A 16,361-nucleotide genomic window follows, 5' to 3' on the forward strand; every position below is an offset into this window, starting at 1 on the left:
CGTAGCGCGGGGCACCCAAAAGGGGACGGAGGGAATTAAGTCGCTTTTGCCCCATGTGCCATAAGCGACTTAATTCCCTCCGTCCCCTTTTTTCCGTGGGCTACCAGCGGATGTGGCCGTCGATGACCGCCTGCACCTGGCCGCCGATCCAGACCGTGCCCTGCGCATCGACCTGCACCTGCACGCGGCCATCGCGGCCGACTTCGCGGCCCTGGCTGGCCACGTAGTGGCCCTCGCGGCCGGGCAGGGCATCGCGCTGCCGCAGCCAGGCACCGATCAGGGCATTGGCGCTGCCGGTCACCGGGTCCTCGGGTACGGCGGCCGCATCAGCGGGGCAGAAGGCGCGCACCACCCGGGTGTGGTCGGTGCCAGCTTCGTCGGCGAACACGGCCAGGCCGGTGGCATCAGTGGTGAGGCTCCAGTCGGCCAGTGCGGCCATGTCCGGCACCAGGTTGCGTACGGCGGAGGCGTCGCGCAGCGGCAGCAGCCACCAGCGAGCGCCGTTGTCCCACAGTTCGGGTACGTGCCCGCTGGCAGCCAGCGCCAGCAGCGCTTCCGGCGCTCCGTCCGCCGCTGTGTCCAGTTGCTGCGCCGGTGGGCTGGCCAGTTGGATCTGCAGCGCCTCGGCCGGGCCGCTCACCCGTACCGGCAACAACCCCGCCGCGCATTGCTGCAGCAGGGCACCGTCGCGTGGTTGCGCCAGGCCGCAGGTCACCGCCGCCCAGGCGGCGCCGACGCTGGGGTGGCCGGCAAATGCCAGCTCGCGGGTCGGGGTGAAGATGCGGATGTGGTAGTCGGCGCCCGGCGCACTGGGGCGCAGGAAGAACACCGTCTCGGACAGGTTCAGCCAGGCGGCCAGGGCCTGCATCTGGCTGCTGGAGAGCTCGTCGGCGTCCAGGATGACGCCCAGTGGGTTGCCGGTGCCGGGGCGGGGGGCGAAGACATCGAGCTGCAGGTAACTGAGGACGGCCATCTACGGGGATATTGCGCTTAGAATCAAAGGTTCCGCCCCCGAGGGCGGCTTCCCCACATTCTACATAGCCAATCCATGTCAGCTTCCCCCCTTGTCGATCGTTGGATCGTACTGAAGTTCGGCGGCACCTCGGTGTCGCGTCGTCACCGCTGGGATACGATCGGGAAGCTGGCGAAAAAACGCGCGGAAGAGACCGGCTCGCGCGTGCTGGTGGTGGTGTCGGCGCTGTCCGGGGTCACCAATGAACTGACCGCGATCGCCGATGGCGCGCCGGACAGCCGTGATCGCGTGGCCGCGCTGGTCGAACGCCATGAAGGCTTCCTGGCCGAACTGGGCCTGGGCCGCGAAGTACTGGCCGAGCGCCTGGCGACGCTGCAGGGCCTGCTCGACGACCCGCGTGCGGCCACCCGTCCGCTGCAGTGGCAGGCCGAAGTGCTGGGCCAGGGCGAGCTGTTGTCGTCCACGCTGGGCGCGGCCTATCTGCACGCTTCGGGCCTGGACATGGGCTGGATGGATGCCCGCCAGTGGCTGGACGCGATGCCGCCGCAGCCGAACCAGAGCGACTGGTCGCAGCGCCTGTCGGTGAACTGCCAGTGGCGTGCCGATGCGGAGTGGATGCAGCGCTTCCGCGCGCAGCCGACCCGCCTGCTGATCACCCAGGGTTTCATCTCGCGGCATGCCGATGGCGGCACCGCCATCCTCGGCCGTGGTGGCTCGGATACCTCGGCGGCGTACTTCGGCGCGCTGCTCGGCGCCAGCCGCGTGGAGATCTGGACCGATGTGCCTGGCATGTTCAGTGCCAACCCGAAGGACGTGCCGGACGCGCGCCTGCTGACCCGCCTGGACTATTACGAAGCACAGGAAATCGCCACCACCGGCGCCAAGGTGCTGCACCCGCGCTCGATCAAGCCGTGCCGCGATGCCGGCGTGCCGATGGCTATCCTCGATACCGAGCGCCCGGAACTTCCGGGCACCAGCATCGACGGCAGTGCTGCGCCGGTGCCGGGCGTAAAGGCGATCAGCCGCCGCAACGGCATCGTGCTGGTGTCGATGGAAGGCATCGGCATGTGGCAGCAGGTCGGCTTCCTGGCCGATGTGTTCAACCTGTTCAAGAAGCATGGCCTGTCGGTGGACCTGATCGGTTCGGCCGAAACCAACGTCACCGTGTCACTGGATCCGTCCGAGAACCTGGTCAACACCGATGTGCTGGCCGCGCTGTCGGCCGACCTGTCGCAGATCTGCAAGGTGAAGGTGATCGTGCCGTGCGCGGCGATCACCCTGGTTGGCCGTGGCATGCGTTCGCTGCTGCACAAGCTGTCGGACGTGTGGGCCACCTTCGGCCGCGAGCGCGTGCACATGATCTCGCAGTCGTCCAACGACCTGAACCTGACCTTCGTCATCGACGAAGCCGATGCCGATGGCCTGCTGCCGATCCTGCACGCCGAGCTGATCGACAGCGGTGCGATGCCGGTGGAAGAGACCGAAGTGTTCGGCCCGCGCTGGCGCGAGATCGCCGGCACCGTGCGCCCGCGTGGCACGCCGTGGTGGCGGGGCCAGCGTGCGCACCTGCTGCAGCTGGCCGACGCCGGTACGCCGCGCTACGTCTACCACCTGCCGACCGTGCGCGCCCGTGCCCGCGCGCTGGCCGCGATCAAGCCGATCGACCAGCGTTACTACGCGATCAAGGCCAACAGCCATCCGGCCATCCTGCAGCTGCTGGAAGCCGAGGGCTTCGGCCTGGAGTGCGTCTCGCACGGCGAACTGAAGCACGTGTTCCAGCACCTGCCGGAACTGTCGCCCAAGCGCGTGCTGTTCACCCCCAGCTTCTGCCCGCGCAGCGAGTACGAAGCCGCGTTCGCGCTGGGCGTGACCGTCACCGTCGACAACGTCGAAGCACTGCAGCGCTGGCCGGACCTGTTCCGCAACCGCGAGCTGTGGCTGCGCGTGGATCTGGGCCGTGGCGAAGGCCACCATGCCAAGGTCCGTACCGGCGGCAAGGAGTCCAAGTTCGGCCTGCCGATCGCCCGTGTCGATGAGTTCGTGCGCGCGGCCACCGATCTGGGCAGCCGCGTGGTCGGCCTGCATGCGCACCTGGGCAGCGGCGTGGAAACCGCGCAGCACTGGCGCCTGATGTGCGATGAGCTGGCCGGCTTCGCCCGCCGCATCGGCAGCGTGCACACCATCGATATCGGCGGTGGCCTGCCGATTCCGTACAGCGACGAAGACGAGCCATTCGACCTGGACGCCTGGGCCGAGGGCCTGGCCGAGGTCAAGGCGCTGCATCCGGCATTCCGCCTGGCGATCGAGCCCGGCCGCTACCTGGTGGCCGAATCCGGCGTGCTGCTGACCCATGTCACCCAGGTGGTGGAGAAGGACGGCGTGCGCCGTGTTGGCCTGGATGCCGGCATGAACGCACTGATGCGCCCGGCCCTGTACGACGCCTGGCACGACATCGAGAACCTCAGCCGCCAGGGCGGTTATGCCGAAGCTGCGTTCGATGTGGTCGGCCCGATCTGCGAATCCAGCGATGTGTTCGGCAAGCGCCGCAAGCTGCCGGTGTCGACCGCGCCGGACGACGTGATGCTGATCGCCGATGCCGGCGCCTACGGCTATTCGATGGCCAACACCTACAACCAGCGGATGCTGCCGCGCGAAGACGTAATCGAATGACCACCGCGCGCGCCCTGCACCCGCCCACCGACACGCCTCGCGCCATCGCGCGGGCCCGTGCCTGACCGGATACACCATGACTGCTTTCGACAAACACCAGGTTTCCCGCTTCCGCTTCGTCCGCTGCGAATTCGCCGCGGACACCGGCGTGGCCAGGCTGGTCTACGCCTTTGATGACGGCCCGGAGATGGTGGAAACCATCACCGTGCCGGGCGCCCCGTTCGTGCTGGACGAAGCGCGTAGCGCCGCCGTGCAGCGCGCCCTGCAGCTGCTGCACCTGATCGCCGGTGTCAGCTACTACAAGGCGGGCGTGCCGGAGACGGTCAGCATCGACAGCTACACCATCGATGCCGATACCGCTGCGCTGGTGGAGACGGTCTACCTCAACGGCCTGGGTGAGTTTGCGTACCGCAACGGTCTGAACCTGCGCGGGCGCTTCCGCCTGCCGGTGCAGGGCGACGCAGTGCAGGCGCCGGTGCTGGGCCTGCAGCCGCACGCGCTGGTGGCGATCGGTGGCGGCAAGGATTCGCTGGTCAGCATCGAAGCGCTGCGCCGTGCCGGCGTGGACGAGACGGTGACCTGGATCGGTGGCTCGCAGCTGATCCGCGCCTGTGCCGAGCGTACCGGCCTGCCGACGCTGAACCTGGGTCGCGCGCTGGCACCGGAACTGTTCGAGCTCAACCGCCAGGGCGCCTGGAACGGGCATATCCCGGTTACCGCGGTGAACTCGGCGATCATGGTGCTGGCCGCGCTGCTGCAGGGCGTGGACCAGGTGGTGTTCTCCAATGAGCGTTCGGCCAGCTACGGCAGCCAGATTCCAGGCACCGGCGAAGTGAACCACCAGTGGTCCAAGGGCTGGGCGTTCGAGCAGGCGTTCGGCAGCCACGTGCAGAAGCACGTCGCTGCGGACCTGCAGTACTACTCGCTGCTGCGCCCGATGTCGGAGCTGGCGGTGGCCCGCCAGTTCGCCAAGACCGATTTCTACGACGCGCACTTTTCCAGCTGCAACCGCAACTTCCACATCCTCGGCGAGCGCCCGGTGAACCGCTGGTGCGGCGTCTGCCCGAAGTGCCACTTCGTGTTCCTGGCGCTGGCCCCGTTCATGCCCAAGACACGCCTGGTGCGCATCTTCGGCCGCAACCTGCTGGACGATGCCGAGCAGGCCGGTGGCTTCGATGCGCTGCTGGAGTTCCAGGACCACAAGCCGTTCGAGTGCGTGGGCGAAGGCCGCGAATCGCGCGCGGCGATGGCGACCCTGGCGCAGCGCCCGGAGTGGAAGGAAGACGTGCTGGTGAAGCGCTTCTGCAATGAGATCCAGCCGCAGCTGGATGCCGCCGAACTGGAACTGGCACCGCTGCTGCAGCTGCAGGGCGAGCACCGTATTCCGGCTGCGCTGTGGGAACGGGTGCGTGAAGATTTCGAAGCTTGAAGGAAAGCGCGTTGCGCTGTGGGGCTGGGGCCGAGAGGGCCGTGCGGCATTCGCGGTGCTGCGTGAGCGCCTGCCGGCACTGCCGCTGAGCCTGTTCTGCCCGCCGGCTGAAGCCGAGGCCGCGCGTGCGGAAACGCGGGGTGCGCTGGATGTTCGTGGTGAACCCTCGGCCGAGGCGCTGGCCGCCTTCGACGTGGTGATCAAGTCGCCCGGCATCAGCCCGTACCAGCCGATCGCGCTGGCGGCCGCGGGTCGCGGCACTACCTTCATCGGTGGCACCGCTCTGTGGTTTGCCGAGCATGCGGGTGCCGATGGCATCGTGCACGACACCGTGTGCGTGACCGGTACCAAGGGCAAGAGCACCACCACCGCACTGGTCGCGCACCTGCTGCGCGCGGCCGGCCACCGCACCGGCCTGGTCGGCAACATCGGCCTGCCGCTGCTGGAAGTGCTGGACCCGCAGCCCGCGCCCGAGTATTGGGCGGTGGAACTGTCCAGCTACCAGACTGGCGAGGTGGCGCGCAGTGGCGCCCATCCGCAGGTAGCGGTGGTGCTGAACCTGTTTCCGGAGCATCTGGACTGGCACGGCAGCGAGCAGCGTTATATCGAGGACAAGCTGCGGCTGGTGACTGAAGCCGCGCCACGCATCGCCGTACTCAACGCCGCCGATCCGCACCTGGCCGCGCTGTCGCTGCCCGATAGCGAGGTGGTCTGGTTCAACCAGCCGCAGGGTTGGCATATGCGCGGTGACATCGTGCATCGCGGCGAGCAGGCCGTGTTCGATACCCGCAACACGCCGCTGCCGGGTCGCCACAACCGCGGCAACCTTTGTGCGGTACTGGCGGCGCTGGAAGCGCTGGGGCTGGACGCCGTGGCGCTGGCACCGGCGGTGCAGGATTTCCGTCCGCTGCCGAATCGCCTGCAGCGCATCGGCGCGGCCGATGGCCTGACCTACGTCAACGATTCGATCAGCACCACGCCGCATGCCAGCCTGGCCGCGCTGGAGTGCTTCGCCGGGCAGCGCATCGCGTTGCTGGTGGGCGGGCATGACCGTGGCCTGGACTGGACCGATTTCATGCAGCACATGGCGCACGACGTGCCGCCGGTGGAGATCGTGACCATGGGCAGCAACGGCCCGCGCATCCACGCGATGCTGCAGCCGCTGGCCGATGCCGGTCGCTTCGGTCTGCACGCGGCGGCGGATCTGCCCGAGGCAATGGCGCTGGCACGTGCCGCGTTGGGTTCTGAAGGCGGGGTGGTATTGCTGTCGCCGGGCGCGCCGAGCTTTGGTGCCTACCGGGATTACGTGGCGCGTGGCCGTCATTTCGCTGAGCTGGCTGGGTTTGACCCGGAGAGCATCAGCGCGATTCCCGGGCTGGGTATCGCTTGAAGGTAGTGCCGGCCGCTGGCCGGCAACCTCCGGAGAAATTCATCCACGCATGGCGTGGATCTACTGTTCGTCTTCGATGAACGCGTAGCCGCCTTCGATCAGCTGCTGCAGGTACGCATCGAAGCTGGGCGCGATCACCGCATAGCTGTCCGGATCGTGCAGGTAGCGCACCACCTGGCCGACCGCGCCGCCCGGCGCGGGATCAAAATCCAGGTACAGCATCGAGGTGCCGCCGTTGTTCATGCAGTGCGAGAAGCACAGGCGGCGGTTCATCGGCAGATCGGCGTCGATGCCCTCACCCAGGATCTCTGGCTCGTCATCCAGCCACTCTTCGTAGATCGAACGGATGCTGTCGTCCCACTGCTGCTGGTCTTCGAAGATCTGCGCAACCGAACGCAGGTAGTAGGGATAGCCGCCGTCCTCCACGTCCGAGCCGAGCACCAGCACGCAGACCTCGCCGCCGGGGTACTCACGGAAGTGGGTGCCATCCAGGCGGGACAACAGTTCCAGCAGGCTGTCTGGCACCTGAGGCCACTGCGCACGCAGGCGCTGCAGGTCTTCGCCGCTGGCGCCCTGCACGTGGGCCCACTGCGGGGCATCCTCGGCAGGCAGGCGGGGGATCAGGCCAGACAGAAAGCGATCAACAAGGTTCATGCAGAAAAAAGGGGACGGAGGGGATTAAGTCGTATCCAACCACACCTGCGTCACGTCGCCAATGCAGAATGCGACGCGGGAGGGGCGAATACGGCTTAATCCCCTCCGTCCCCTTTTTCTTGCGGAGCAGGCGCATGAATCGTTGGCGATGCAGTGTGGCGGTGGTTCTGGGGCTGGCGGCGATGCCGGCGTGGGCGGCGATGAAGACGCAGCCGGTGGAGTGGAAGCACCAGGGCACGACTTTCAGCGGCGTGCTGGTCTATGACGACGGCGACAACGATAAGCGCCCCGGGCTGGTGATGGTGCCGAACTGGAAAGGCGTGAACGAATCGGCGGTCGAGAAGGCCAAGCAGCTGGCTGGCGATGACTATGTGGTGCTGGTGGCCGATGTCTACGGCAAGAGCGTGCGGCCGAAGACCGATGCCGAGGCCGGGCCGGTGGCGACCAAGCTCCGCAACGACCGGCCGCTGCTGCGTGCGCGCGCGCTGGAAGCGGTGAACGTGCTCAAGGCCCAGGCCGGCAAGGCGCCGCTCGATGCCAGCCGGATCGGTGCGGTGGGCTTCTGTTTCGGTGGCACCACGGTGCTGGAGCTGGCCCGTGCCGGTGCGCCGCTGGCAGGGGTGGTCAGCCTGCACGGCGGGCTGGGTTCGCCGCTGCCGGCACAGGCTGGTGGCAGCCACCCGTCGGTGCTGGTGCTCAATGGCGCCGACGACACCAGCGTGACCGCCGAGGACATCGGCAGCTTCCAGAAAGAAATGGACGCGGCCAAGGTCGATTGGGAGTTCACCAACTACAGCGGCGCGGTGCACTGCTTTGCCGAGCGCGATGCCAACAGCCCGCCGGGCTGCCAGTACAACGAGCGCGCGGCGAAGCGTGCGTGGAAGGCGCTGGATGAGTTCTTCGAGGAGCGCTTCGAGAAACGTTGAACCGTGCAGCGGTAGTGCCGGCCGCTGGCCGGCAACCTCATGATGCTGCGGATGTCATCGGGAATGCCGGCCAGCGGCCGGCACTACCGGATGCGGTCAATGCGAACGCTGCACCGCGTAGCGGGCCAGGCCGCGCAGGGCCGCCACGGCATCATTGTCGGCCAGGCCATCGAGCGCGCGCTCGGCGGCCTCGGCATATTCCTCGGCACGCGCGCGGCTGTACTCCAGCCCGCCGGTAGCGCGGATCGCGGCCAGCACTTCCGGCATCGCCGAGGCGTCGCCGTCCTGCACGATGGTGCGCAGGCGCTCGCGGGTGGCGTCGTCGGAGTGGGCCATCGCGTGGATCAGCGGCAGCGTGGCCTTGCCCTCGGCGAGGTCGTCACCCAGGTTCTTGCCCAGCTCCTCGGCATTGGCCGAATAGTCCAGCACGTCGTCGGCAATCTGGAACGCGTAGCCCAGGTGCATGCCGTAGTCGAACAGGGCCTGCTGGGTGGCTTGATCCACGCCGCTGGCCAGCGCGCCCAGGCGGGTGCCGGCGGCGAACAGCACCGCGGTCTTGCGCTCGATCACGCGCAGGTAGGCGGCTTCGTCGGTATCCGGGTTGTGCACGTGCAGCAGCTGCAGCACTTCACCCTCGGCGATGCGGTTGGTGGCATCGGCCAGGATCTGCATCACCGACATGCGCTCCAGCTCGACCATCAGCTGGAAGCTGCGTGAGTACAGGAAGTCGCCGACCAGCACGCTGGGCGCGTTGCCCCACAGGGCGTTGGCGGTGCTGCGGCCACGGCGCAGGCTGGATTCGTCCACCACGTCGTCGTGCAGCAGGGTGGAGGTGTGGATGAATTCGATGATCGCCGCCAGCTGGTGGTGATCCGGGCCGGCGTGGCCGACCGCGTGGCCGGCCAGCATCACCAGCATCGGGCGCAGGCGTTTGCCGCCGGCGGAAATGATGTGGTCGGCGATCTGGTTGATCAGCACGACGTCCGAGGACAGCCGGCGCCGGATCAGGGCGTCGACGGCGGCCATGTCGGCCGCGGCAAGCGACTGGATCTGGGGCAGGCCCAGGGCGGGACGGGTGTCTTCGGTGATGGTCATGCGATCAGGCTTTCAGGCTCATCGCTGATTATAGGCGTTGCCTGTGAATTCGGGCGCAAACCGGGCTGGCCGACGTCCCCGGCCCGGCCACGGCTGCCGCCTGCGTGAATACGTATGCAGGTTGCGCCATGCCCGGGAGGGCGCCGCTAAGCTTGCCGGAACAGTATTTAGGCCCGCTTCCGGCGGGCCCTGCATGCCCGGAGGGGGGCTGTCGATGTCGCACTATCCATGGTGGCGCGGAGCCGTCATCTACCAGATCTACCCGCGCAGCTACCTCGACGCCAACGGCGATGGCGTGGGCGACCTGCCAGGCATCATCCAGCGCCTGGACCACATTGCCGCGCTGGGCGTGGATGCGATCTGGATTTCGCCGTTCTTCAAGTCGCCGATGGCCGACTTCGGCTATGACATTGCCGACTACCGCGATGTCGACCCGCTGTTCGGCAGCCTGGACGACTTCGACCGCCTGCTGGCCAAGGCCCACGGCCTGGGCCTGAAGGTGATGATCGACCAGGTACTGAGCCACACCTCGATCGAGCACGCCTGGTTCCGCGAGAGCCGCCAGGATCGTAGCAACCCGAAGGCGGACTGGTACGTCTGGGCGGACCCGCGCGAGGACGGCACGCCGCCCAACAACTGGCTGTCGCTGTTCGGCGGCTGCGCCTGGCAGTGGGAGCCGCGCCGCGAGCAGTACTACCTGCACAACTTCCTGGTCGACCAGCCGGACCTGAACTTCCATCACCCGGACGTGCAGCAGGCGACCCTGGACAACGTGCGCTTCTGGCTGGACCGCGGCGTGGATGGCTTCCGCCTGGATGCGATCAACTTCTGCTTCCATGACGCGCAGCTGCGCGACAACCCGGCCAAGCCGGCGGAGAAGCGCTTCGGTCGCGGCTTCAGCCCGGACAACCCGTACGCCTACCAGTACCACTATTACAACAATACCCAGCCGGAGAACCTGCCGTTCCTGGAGCGGCTGCGCGCGCTGCTGGACGAGTACCCGGGGGCGGTCAGCCTGGGCGAGATCTCCTCGGAGGACTCGCTGGCCACCACCGCCGAGTACACCCGCGATGGCCGCCTGCACATGGGCTACAGCTTCGAGCTGCTGGTGGACGACTACAGCGCGGCCTACATCCGCGATACGGTCTCGCGCCTGGAAGCCGTGATGACCGAAGGCTGGCCGTGCTGGGCGGTTTCGAATCACGATGTGGAGCGGGCGGTCAGCCGCTGGGGCGGCCACCCGGCTGACCCGCGCCTGGCGAGGATGCTGGTGGCGATGCTGTGCTCGCTGCGCGGCTCGGTCTGCCTGTACCAGGGCGAGGAACTGGGCCTGGCCGAGGCCGAGGTGCCGTTCGAGGCCCTGCAGGACCCGTACGGCATCACCTTCTGGCCGAACTTCAAGGGCCGCGATGGCTGCCGGACCCCACTGCCGTGGACCGACGCGCCGCTGGCCGGTTTCACCGCCGGCCAGCCGTGGCTGCCGATTCCGCCCGAGCACCGCGCCGCGGCCGTGGCGGTGCAGGAGCGCGACCCGGACTCGGTCCTGGCTGCGTTCCGCGGGTTCCTGGCCTGGCGGCATAGCCAGCCGGCACTCCTGCATGGCAGCATCCGATTCATCGAAAGCGCCGAGCCAGTGCTGCTGTTCGAGCGTATGCTTGCAGATGAAACCCTCCTGCTGGCCTTCAACCTGTCGGCCGAGGCGGTGAGCCATCCGCTGCCGCCGGGCAACTGGCAGCAGGTGGCGGTGCCAGGCCCGGATGCGGGCACGGTGCAGGGCAATGAACTCCGGCTGCCGCCGCGCGCGGTGTATTGCGCCCGACGCAGCTGACCGTTTTCTCCGGTGGCGGTACTTGCGGGGACGGGGCCGAAGCGCCCCGTCCCTTTTTTGTGGGTGGGCTTCCGGCGAAAGGCATCCACGCATGGCGTGGATCTACCCAGAGACACCCCAACCAGTAGATCCACGCCATGCGTGAATGGGCCTTGCCGACCAACGGCCGGCATCCGCGCAAAAGAAAACCCGCTGCCTGCGCAGCGGGTTTCCGATGAGTCGCTGCCGGCCAGCGGCCGGCACTACCCGGTCGTGGTCAGAACTTGTAGTTCACGCCCAGCATGTAGGTGCGGCCCCACTCGATGTATTCCAGCGGGCGGTCCTTGCTGCCGGCGTAGGTGCGGTACGGTTCGTTGGTCAGGTTGCTGCCCTGCAGCAGCAGGGTCAGCCCGCGCAGGCTGCTGCTGTCGCTGAAGGTGTAGCTGACCTGTGCATCGGTCACGTTCTCGCCCACCACGTAACGCAGCGTGCGGTTGCCGTTGAAGTTGCCGATCTCACCAATGAAGTCCGAGCGGCGTCGCTGGCTCACGCGTGCTTCAAAGCCACTGCGCTCGTAGTAGGCGGTGAAGTTGTAGACACGCTTGGACAGGCCCGGCAGGCTGATCGGGCCGGTGCCCACGCTGTTGGCGCTTTCCGGATCCAGGATGGTGATGTCGCTCTTGTTGAACGTTGCGCTGGCCTGCACGCCGAAGCCACGCAGGCTGTCGGTCAGCATCTCCAACGGGAACGAACCGGTCAGCTCCAGCCCCTTCAACGTGCCGCCCTTGCCGTTCTGCGGCGTGGAGAAGGTGCCGGTGGTCAGCACCGGTGCGGTCATGCCCGGCGGTGGCACGTAGTTGCCGAGCAGGCCGCTGAAGTCGTAGTTGTCCACCGACTGCGTGTAGACGTAGCTCTTCAGGTCCTTGTAGAAGATCGCCGCAGCCACGTAGGCCTTCTCGCCGAAGTACTTCTCATAGGACAGATCCAGCGCGGTGGCGCGCCACGGATCCAGCAGCGGATTGCCACCGCTGCCACCGGGGCGGCCGTTGTTGGTATCCACGCCGAATTCCAGGCCGGCACGCATCTGGTCCACGCGCGGGCGCGCGACCTGCTTGGCGGCGGCGAAGCGCAGCGTCTGCTGGTGCGGGAACATGAACACCAGGTTCAAGCTTGGCAGCCAATCCTTGTAGGTCTTGCCGGCAGAGAAGGGCTGGATGTTGCTGCCCGCCGGCTGCGAGCTGTCCCAGTAGCGCGAATCCGAGCTCTGGTCGGTGTGCTGCATCTGCACGCCGATGTTGCCGCGCACGCCGACCACGCCGATGTCGGTATTGATGTTCAGGCGTGCCCACGCCGTGGTGATCTTCTCCTCGACCGTCCAGGACTTCGGAATCAGGTAGTCCAGGTTGTCGACCGGGTTGAAGGTCATGTAACGACCGACGGCTGCCGGCACATTCCACGACGGGATGTAGCCGATGCCGGCGAAACCGAGGTTGACCGGGCGGTACTGCAGGTCCGGAGCGATGGTGGATTCGCCTTGGGCGCCGAGCAGGATGTTGCCTTCGGCCTGGGCCTTCTGCTTGCGGCGGTCGGCATAGTTCACGCCCACGTCCACATCCGAGAACCAGCTGGACATGGCCTCGGGAACCGGCAGCGTCGCCGCCAGCTTGGCGCCCTTCAAGCGATCTTCCACCTCTGGCACCTTGCCGTAGCCGGAACCATAGATCGTGTTGGTCAGGAACAGGCTGTCCGGATTGGAATAGTCGCGCCCCGGCGTGATCTGCGAGAAGCTGTTGTTGTTCACCACCAGCCCGATCGTGTCGAACTGCGGGCGCGGCACCAGCTGCAGGTTGTTTTCCAGGTTGATCTCGCGGCGGGTCGCCTTGGAGTAGTTCAGGTCGGCGACCAGCTTCACGCCACCGACGTTGAACTCGTTGTTCCAGCCGAACGCATCGATCTTGTCCTTGCGCTTGTTGTACATGCCGCGCACCAGCGGGTACGCATTGTTGATCGTGCCACCGGTGAAGCTGCCATCGGCATTGCGGCCGACATTGCTGAACACCGGCAGGATCGCGTTGGGATTGTTGCTGTCCTCGCCGTTGCCGCTGAGGCTCAGCTCGAACTGGTTGGCGGTGTCGATCTGCTCGGCTTCGGTATGGAACGCATCGAAGGTGCTGGTCCAGCTGTTGCTGGGGCGGAACTGGATCGTTGCCATCACACCGTCGCGCTTGTTGTTGCCGGTGCGACGCAGGGCCTTGATGCCATCGGTGAAGTAGGTGCCAGGTGCGATTCCGCGACGCTCGCCCTTGTCGGTGTGTTCGGTGGTCCAGGGCTCGTACAGGCCGACCTGGTTCTCCTGGATCGGCATGTCGCTGTGCGCATAACCAATGGCGATGCCCAGGGTGTTGTCGAAGAACTGGTCGATGTAGCTGGCGCTGAAACGGTTGCCATACGGGTCGATGTTGGCAGCGCGGCCCAGGGAGCTCTTCTGGTAGCGGCCGCTGACTGCGATCACGCGCTCGCCGAAGCTGAGCGGGCGTGCGGTCTGCATGTCGATGGTGCCCGACAGGCCCTGGCCGACCAGCGCCGCGTCCGGGGTCTTGTACACGGTCACGCCGTTGACCAGCTCGGACGGGTACTGGTCGAACTCGACGCCGCGGTTGTCGCCGGTGCTGACCACTTCACGGCCATTGAGCAGGGTGGTGGCGAAGTCGGGCGACAGGCCACGCACGCTGATCACCTGCGCACGACCGGCCACGCGCTGGGCAGCCAGGCCGGGCAGGCGCGAGATGGATTCGGCGATGCTGACGTCAGGCAGTTTGCCGATGTCTTCGGCGGAGATCGCTTCGACCACCGAGGTGGCGTCCTGCTTGATCGCGATTGCGTTCTCGATGCCGCGGCGGATGCCGGTGACCTGCACCGTATCCAGGTTGGTGGCGGCGGTGGCGGCCGGCGTGGTGGTGCTCTGCGTGGACTGTGCCGACGCCAGCGTCGGCGCCAGGACAACGGCCAGCGCGATGCTCAGCGCGCTGCGCTTGTGGTTCAACATTTTCCCCTCCCAGGCAATGTTGCAGATCGATTCGTGAACGTCCAGGAGTGACCGTGGACGTGCGACGCGGTGGCCGCTGTCGTCGCCGCTATGGTAGGCAGCGCGTTCTTCGCGGGAATCACCCTGCATACGTATTCAATGGCGTTTGCAGGGATGTAATCGCTTTCAGGTTCTGTTTGCGGTAGTGCCGGCCGCTGGCCGGCAATCGCGTTCACCGGGTTGCCGTCCAGCGGCCGGCACTACCGCGGCATTCAAAGCGGCGTGAAACGAATGGCCTGTCCACCCCCCGGTGCCAGCACCAGCGTCAGCACGTCGGCGCTGGTCACCTCTCGGGTTTCGCGCGCGAATGCGAAGGGATTGCTGCGGAAATCCGCGCCCTCGCCATCGCGGTAGATCTCGGCGCGATAGCGCACGCCCGGCTCCAGGAAGCCCAGCGACACCGGCAGCACGCGGCCGTGCTCGTCGGTGATGCTGCCGAGGAACCAGTCGCGGCTGTTGCGGTCGCGGCGCACGATCGTCGCGTAGTCGCCCACTTCGCCATCGAGCACGCGGCTCTGCTCCCAGTCCACCGCCACGTCTTCGATGAAGCGGAATGCCTGGCGATGCTGCAGGTAGTGCTCGGGCAGGTCGGCGGCCATCTGGATCGGGCTGTACAGCACCACGTACAGCGCCAGCTGGCGTGCCAGCGTGCTGGGAATGGCCTGGCCGTGGCGGCCCTTCAGGCTGAGGATGCCGGGGGTGTAATCCATCGGCCCGGCCAGCATGCGGGTGAACACCAGGTTGACCTCATGTTCCGGCGGGTTCGGCGGCTGGCCCCAGGCGTTGTACTCCATGCCGCGTGCGCCTTCGCGCGCGATCCAGTTGGGATAGGTGCGGCGCAGGCCGGTGTCCTTGATCGGCTCATGCGGGTTCACCGACAGGTGCCGGCGTGCCGCTTCCTGCACCACCGTCAGATGGTGGCGGGCCATGAACTGACCGTCGTGCCACTCGCGCCACAGCGGGCCGCCCGAGGGGTTGCGGCGGTCGACCTGGCCGTCGTCACAGACATAGCCGGTCTTGAACTGGTCCACGCCCAGCCGTGCGTACAGGTCCAGCGCAGCGCCCAGCTGCTCCTCGTAGTGCTCGATGGCGCAGCCGGTTTCGTGGTGGCCGATCAGGTGCACGCCCTTCTTCAGGCCGTAGGCGGACAGCGCCTCGATATCGAAATCAGGCGTGGCACGGGTGAAATCGAAGTCGTAGCCATTGCCCACCCACATGCCGTCCCAGCCCGGATTCCAGCCTTCCACCAGCACGCCACGGAAGCCGTGCGCGGCGGCGAAGTCGATCACCTTCTTCGTCTTCGCGGTGGTGGCCGCATGCTTCGGCCCGGTCGCCCAGCTCTCGTTGTCCAGGTGCATTGACCACCACACGCCCAGGTACTTGGCCGGTTTCACCCAGCTCACATCGCCCAGTGCATTGGGCTCGTTGAGGTTGAGGATGAGGTCTGATTCGACCAGGCCACCCGCACGGTCGGCAATCTGCAGCGTGCGCCACGGCGTGGCGAAGGGCAGGGCGCGGCGCACCTTCCAGCCTTCGGCCGAGGGCGAGAGCTGCGCGCGCAGGCGCTGGCCTTCGGTGCGGCGCAGCCACATGCCGGCGTAGTCCACCAGCGCGGCCTCATGGATCGCCACGTGCAGGCCGTCGCGGCTGCGCAGGGTCATCGGTGTATGCACCAGCGGAACCTCGCGCAGCGGCGTGCGCTGGTACAGGTACTCGTAGTGGATCGGTTCGCCGGCAGGGATCCACCACGCGGTGGAATCCTGAGCGATGGCGAACTCGGTCAGCTCGTCATCGATGATGGCTTCGCGCAGGTTCGGCTGCTCGGGGAATACGTAGCGGAAGCCGATGCCATCGTCGTAGACGCGGAACACCACATCCAGCCGGCGCTTGCTGCCGGTGGTCTCGGCCAGCTGCACGGTCAGTTCGTTGAAGTGGTTGCGGGTGAGCCGGCGTTCGCCCCAGGGCTGTTCCCAGTTGTCATCGACGCTGCGTTGCTGTTGGCCGAGCAGGGCGAAATCCCGGTCCAGGCGCCCATCGCGCAAGGCAAAGCCCAGCTTCGAATCTTCCACCACGGTCTCGCCGAAACGCTCGACGCGATAGCGCGCGGTGCCACCGTCCAGCACCAGGCTGACCTTGAGCACTTTTCCCGGTGATTCGACGCTGGCCACCTGCGGCGCGGCCTGCGCCAGCGTGGCCAGGCCCAGCAGAGCCAGACCGAGCAGGTGCGCGAACACCGCGCGTACAGCAGTGGGTGACATCGGCATTTCCCCTCCCAAGGCGCCGTTGGCAGACCCGGACCATAAGCCAGCGCGGCAGGCCCGCTACCGCGCAA

10 protein-coding genes are annotated in these 16,361 nt (G+C 67.1%); 5 read left to right on the top strand and 5 right to left on the bottom strand.

The window, feature by feature from the left end; all coding sequences use genetic code 11:
* Nucleotides 1–100: 100 nt before the first annotated feature.
* Nucleotides 101–973 carry a PhzF family phenazine biosynthesis protein gene (locus ACSYS9_RS05345; protein ID WP_071227638.1) on the bottom strand — a complete coding sequence of 291 codons (873 nt, stop codon included), beginning with the start codon at nucleotides 971–973 and terminating at the stop codon, nucleotides 101–103.
* A gap of 75 nt (nucleotides 974–1,048) precedes the next feature.
* Between ACSYS9_RS05345 and ACSYS9_RS05350 the strand changes: the two genes are divergently transcribed.
* From ACSYS9_RS05350 to murD, 3 genes are all read left to right on the top strand, one after another.
* The gene (locus tag ACSYS9_RS05350) at nucleotides 1,049–3,643 is read left to right on the top strand and encodes a bifunctional aspartate kinase/diaminopimelate decarboxylase (protein ID WP_071227637.1); all 2,595 of its coding nucleotides are present in this window, start codon (nucleotides 1,049–1,051) and stop codon (nucleotides 3,641–3,643) included.
* Nucleotides 3,644–3,719: 76 nt separating this feature from the next.
* On the top strand, nucleotides 3,720–5,072 hold the full coding sequence (gene murL, locus ACSYS9_RS05355; RefSeq protein ID WP_071227636.1) for a UDP-N-acetyl-alpha-D-muramoyl-L-alanyl-L-glutamate epimerase: 1,353 nt from the start codon (nucleotides 3,720–3,722) through the stop codon (nucleotides 5,070–5,072).
* Nucleotides 5,053–6,462 (top strand): UDP-N-acetylmuramoyl-L-alanine--D-glutamate ligase, encoded by a 1,410-nt coding sequence (gene murD, locus ACSYS9_RS05360; protein ID WP_071227635.1) that lies wholly within the window; start codon nucleotides 5,053–5,055, stop codon nucleotides 6,460–6,462. The genes murL and murD overlap by 20 nt, the downstream gene beginning before the upstream one ends.
* A 60-nt stretch (nucleotides 6,463–6,522) precedes the next feature.
* On the opposite strand, the gene ACSYS9_RS05365 is transcribed toward murD, so the two are convergent.
* On the bottom strand, nucleotides 6,523–7,116 hold the full coding sequence (locus ACSYS9_RS05365) for an SMI1/KNR4 family protein (protein ID WP_071227634.1): 594 nt from the start codon (nucleotides 7,114–7,116) through the stop codon (nucleotides 6,523–6,525).
* 134 nt (nucleotides 7,117–7,250) lie between these two features.
* On the opposite strand from ACSYS9_RS05365, the gene ACSYS9_RS05370 reads away from it, so the two are divergent.
* Complete coding sequence (locus ACSYS9_RS05370) at nucleotides 7,251–8,042, top strand: dienelactone hydrolase family protein (protein WP_071227633.1); 792 nt, start codon at nucleotides 7,251–7,253, stop codon at nucleotides 8,040–8,042.
* A 96-nt stretch (nucleotides 8,043–8,138) separates the two neighbouring features.
* On the opposite strand, the gene ACSYS9_RS05375 is transcribed toward ACSYS9_RS05370, so the two are convergent.
* A complete protein-coding gene (locus ACSYS9_RS05375; protein WP_071227632.1) occupies nucleotides 8,139–9,137 on the bottom strand; it encodes a polyprenyl synthetase family protein in 999 nt (332 codons plus the stop codon).
* A gap of 214 nt (nucleotides 9,138–9,351) precedes the next feature.
* Between ACSYS9_RS05375 and ACSYS9_RS05380 the strand changes: the two genes are divergently transcribed.
* The gene (locus ACSYS9_RS05380; RefSeq protein ID WP_071227631.1) at nucleotides 9,352–10,965 is read left to right on the top strand and encodes an alpha-glucosidase; all 1,614 of its coding nucleotides are present in this window, start codon (nucleotides 9,352–9,354) and stop codon (nucleotides 10,963–10,965) included.
* A 256-nt stretch (nucleotides 10,966–11,221) separates the two neighbouring features.
* Here ACSYS9_RS05380 and ACSYS9_RS05385 read toward each other — a convergent pair whose 3' ends face one another.
* The gene (locus ACSYS9_RS05385) at nucleotides 11,222–13,990 is read right to left on the bottom strand and encodes a TonB-dependent receptor (RefSeq protein ID WP_071227640.1); all 2,769 of its coding nucleotides are present in this window, start codon (nucleotides 13,988–13,990) and stop codon (nucleotides 11,222–11,224) included.
* A gap of 251 nt (nucleotides 13,991–14,241) precedes the next feature.
* Entirely contained in the window at nucleotides 14,242–16,293 is a 2,052-nt protein-coding gene (locus ACSYS9_RS05390; protein ID WP_071227630.1) for a glycoside hydrolase family 97 protein, read from the bottom strand.
* Between the last annotated feature and the right edge of the window lie 68 nt (nucleotides 16,294–16,361).

The organism is Stenotrophomonas sp. STK17_22, assembly GCF_051983905.1.
In the GTDB taxonomy this organism is placed as follows: Bacteria; Pseudomonadota; Gammaproteobacteria; order Xanthomonadales; family Xanthomonadaceae; genus Stenotrophomonas; species Stenotrophomonas maltophilia_A.

Coding starts and splice junctions, on each gene's coding strand:
- ACSYS9_RS05390 (WP_071227630.1), bottom strand. CDS start 16,293: ATGCCGATGTCACCCACTGCTGTACGCGCGGTGTTCGCGCACCTGCTC.
- ACSYS9_RS05385 (WP_071227640.1), bottom strand. CDS start 13,990: ATGTTGAACCACAAGCGCAGCGCGCTGAGCATCGCGCTGGCCGTTGTC.
- ACSYS9_RS05365 (WP_071227634.1), bottom strand. CDS start 7,116: ATGAACCTTGTTGATCGCTTTCTGTCTGGCCTGATCCCCCGCCTGCCT.
- ACSYS9_RS05350 (WP_071227637.1), top strand. CDS start 1,049: ATGTCAGCTTCCCCCCTTGTCGATCGTTGGATCGTACTGAAGTTCGGC.
- ACSYS9_RS05345 (WP_071227638.1), bottom strand. CDS start 973: ATGGCCGTCCTCAGTTACCTGCAGCTCGATGTCTTCGCCCCCCGCCCC.
- ACSYS9_RS05380 (WP_071227631.1), top strand. CDS start 9,352: ATGTCGCACTATCCATGGTGGCGCGGAGCCGTCATCTACCAGATCTAC.
- murL (WP_071227636.1), top strand. CDS start 3,720: ATGACTGCTTTCGACAAACACCAGGTTTCCCGCTTCCGCTTCGTCCGC.
- ACSYS9_RS05375 (WP_071227632.1), bottom strand. CDS start 9,137: ATGACCATCACCGAAGACACCCGTCCCGCCCTGGGCCTGCCCCAGATC.
- ACSYS9_RS05370 (WP_071227633.1), top strand. CDS start 7,251: ATGAATCGTTGGCGATGCAGTGTGGCGGTGGTTCTGGGGCTGGCGGCG.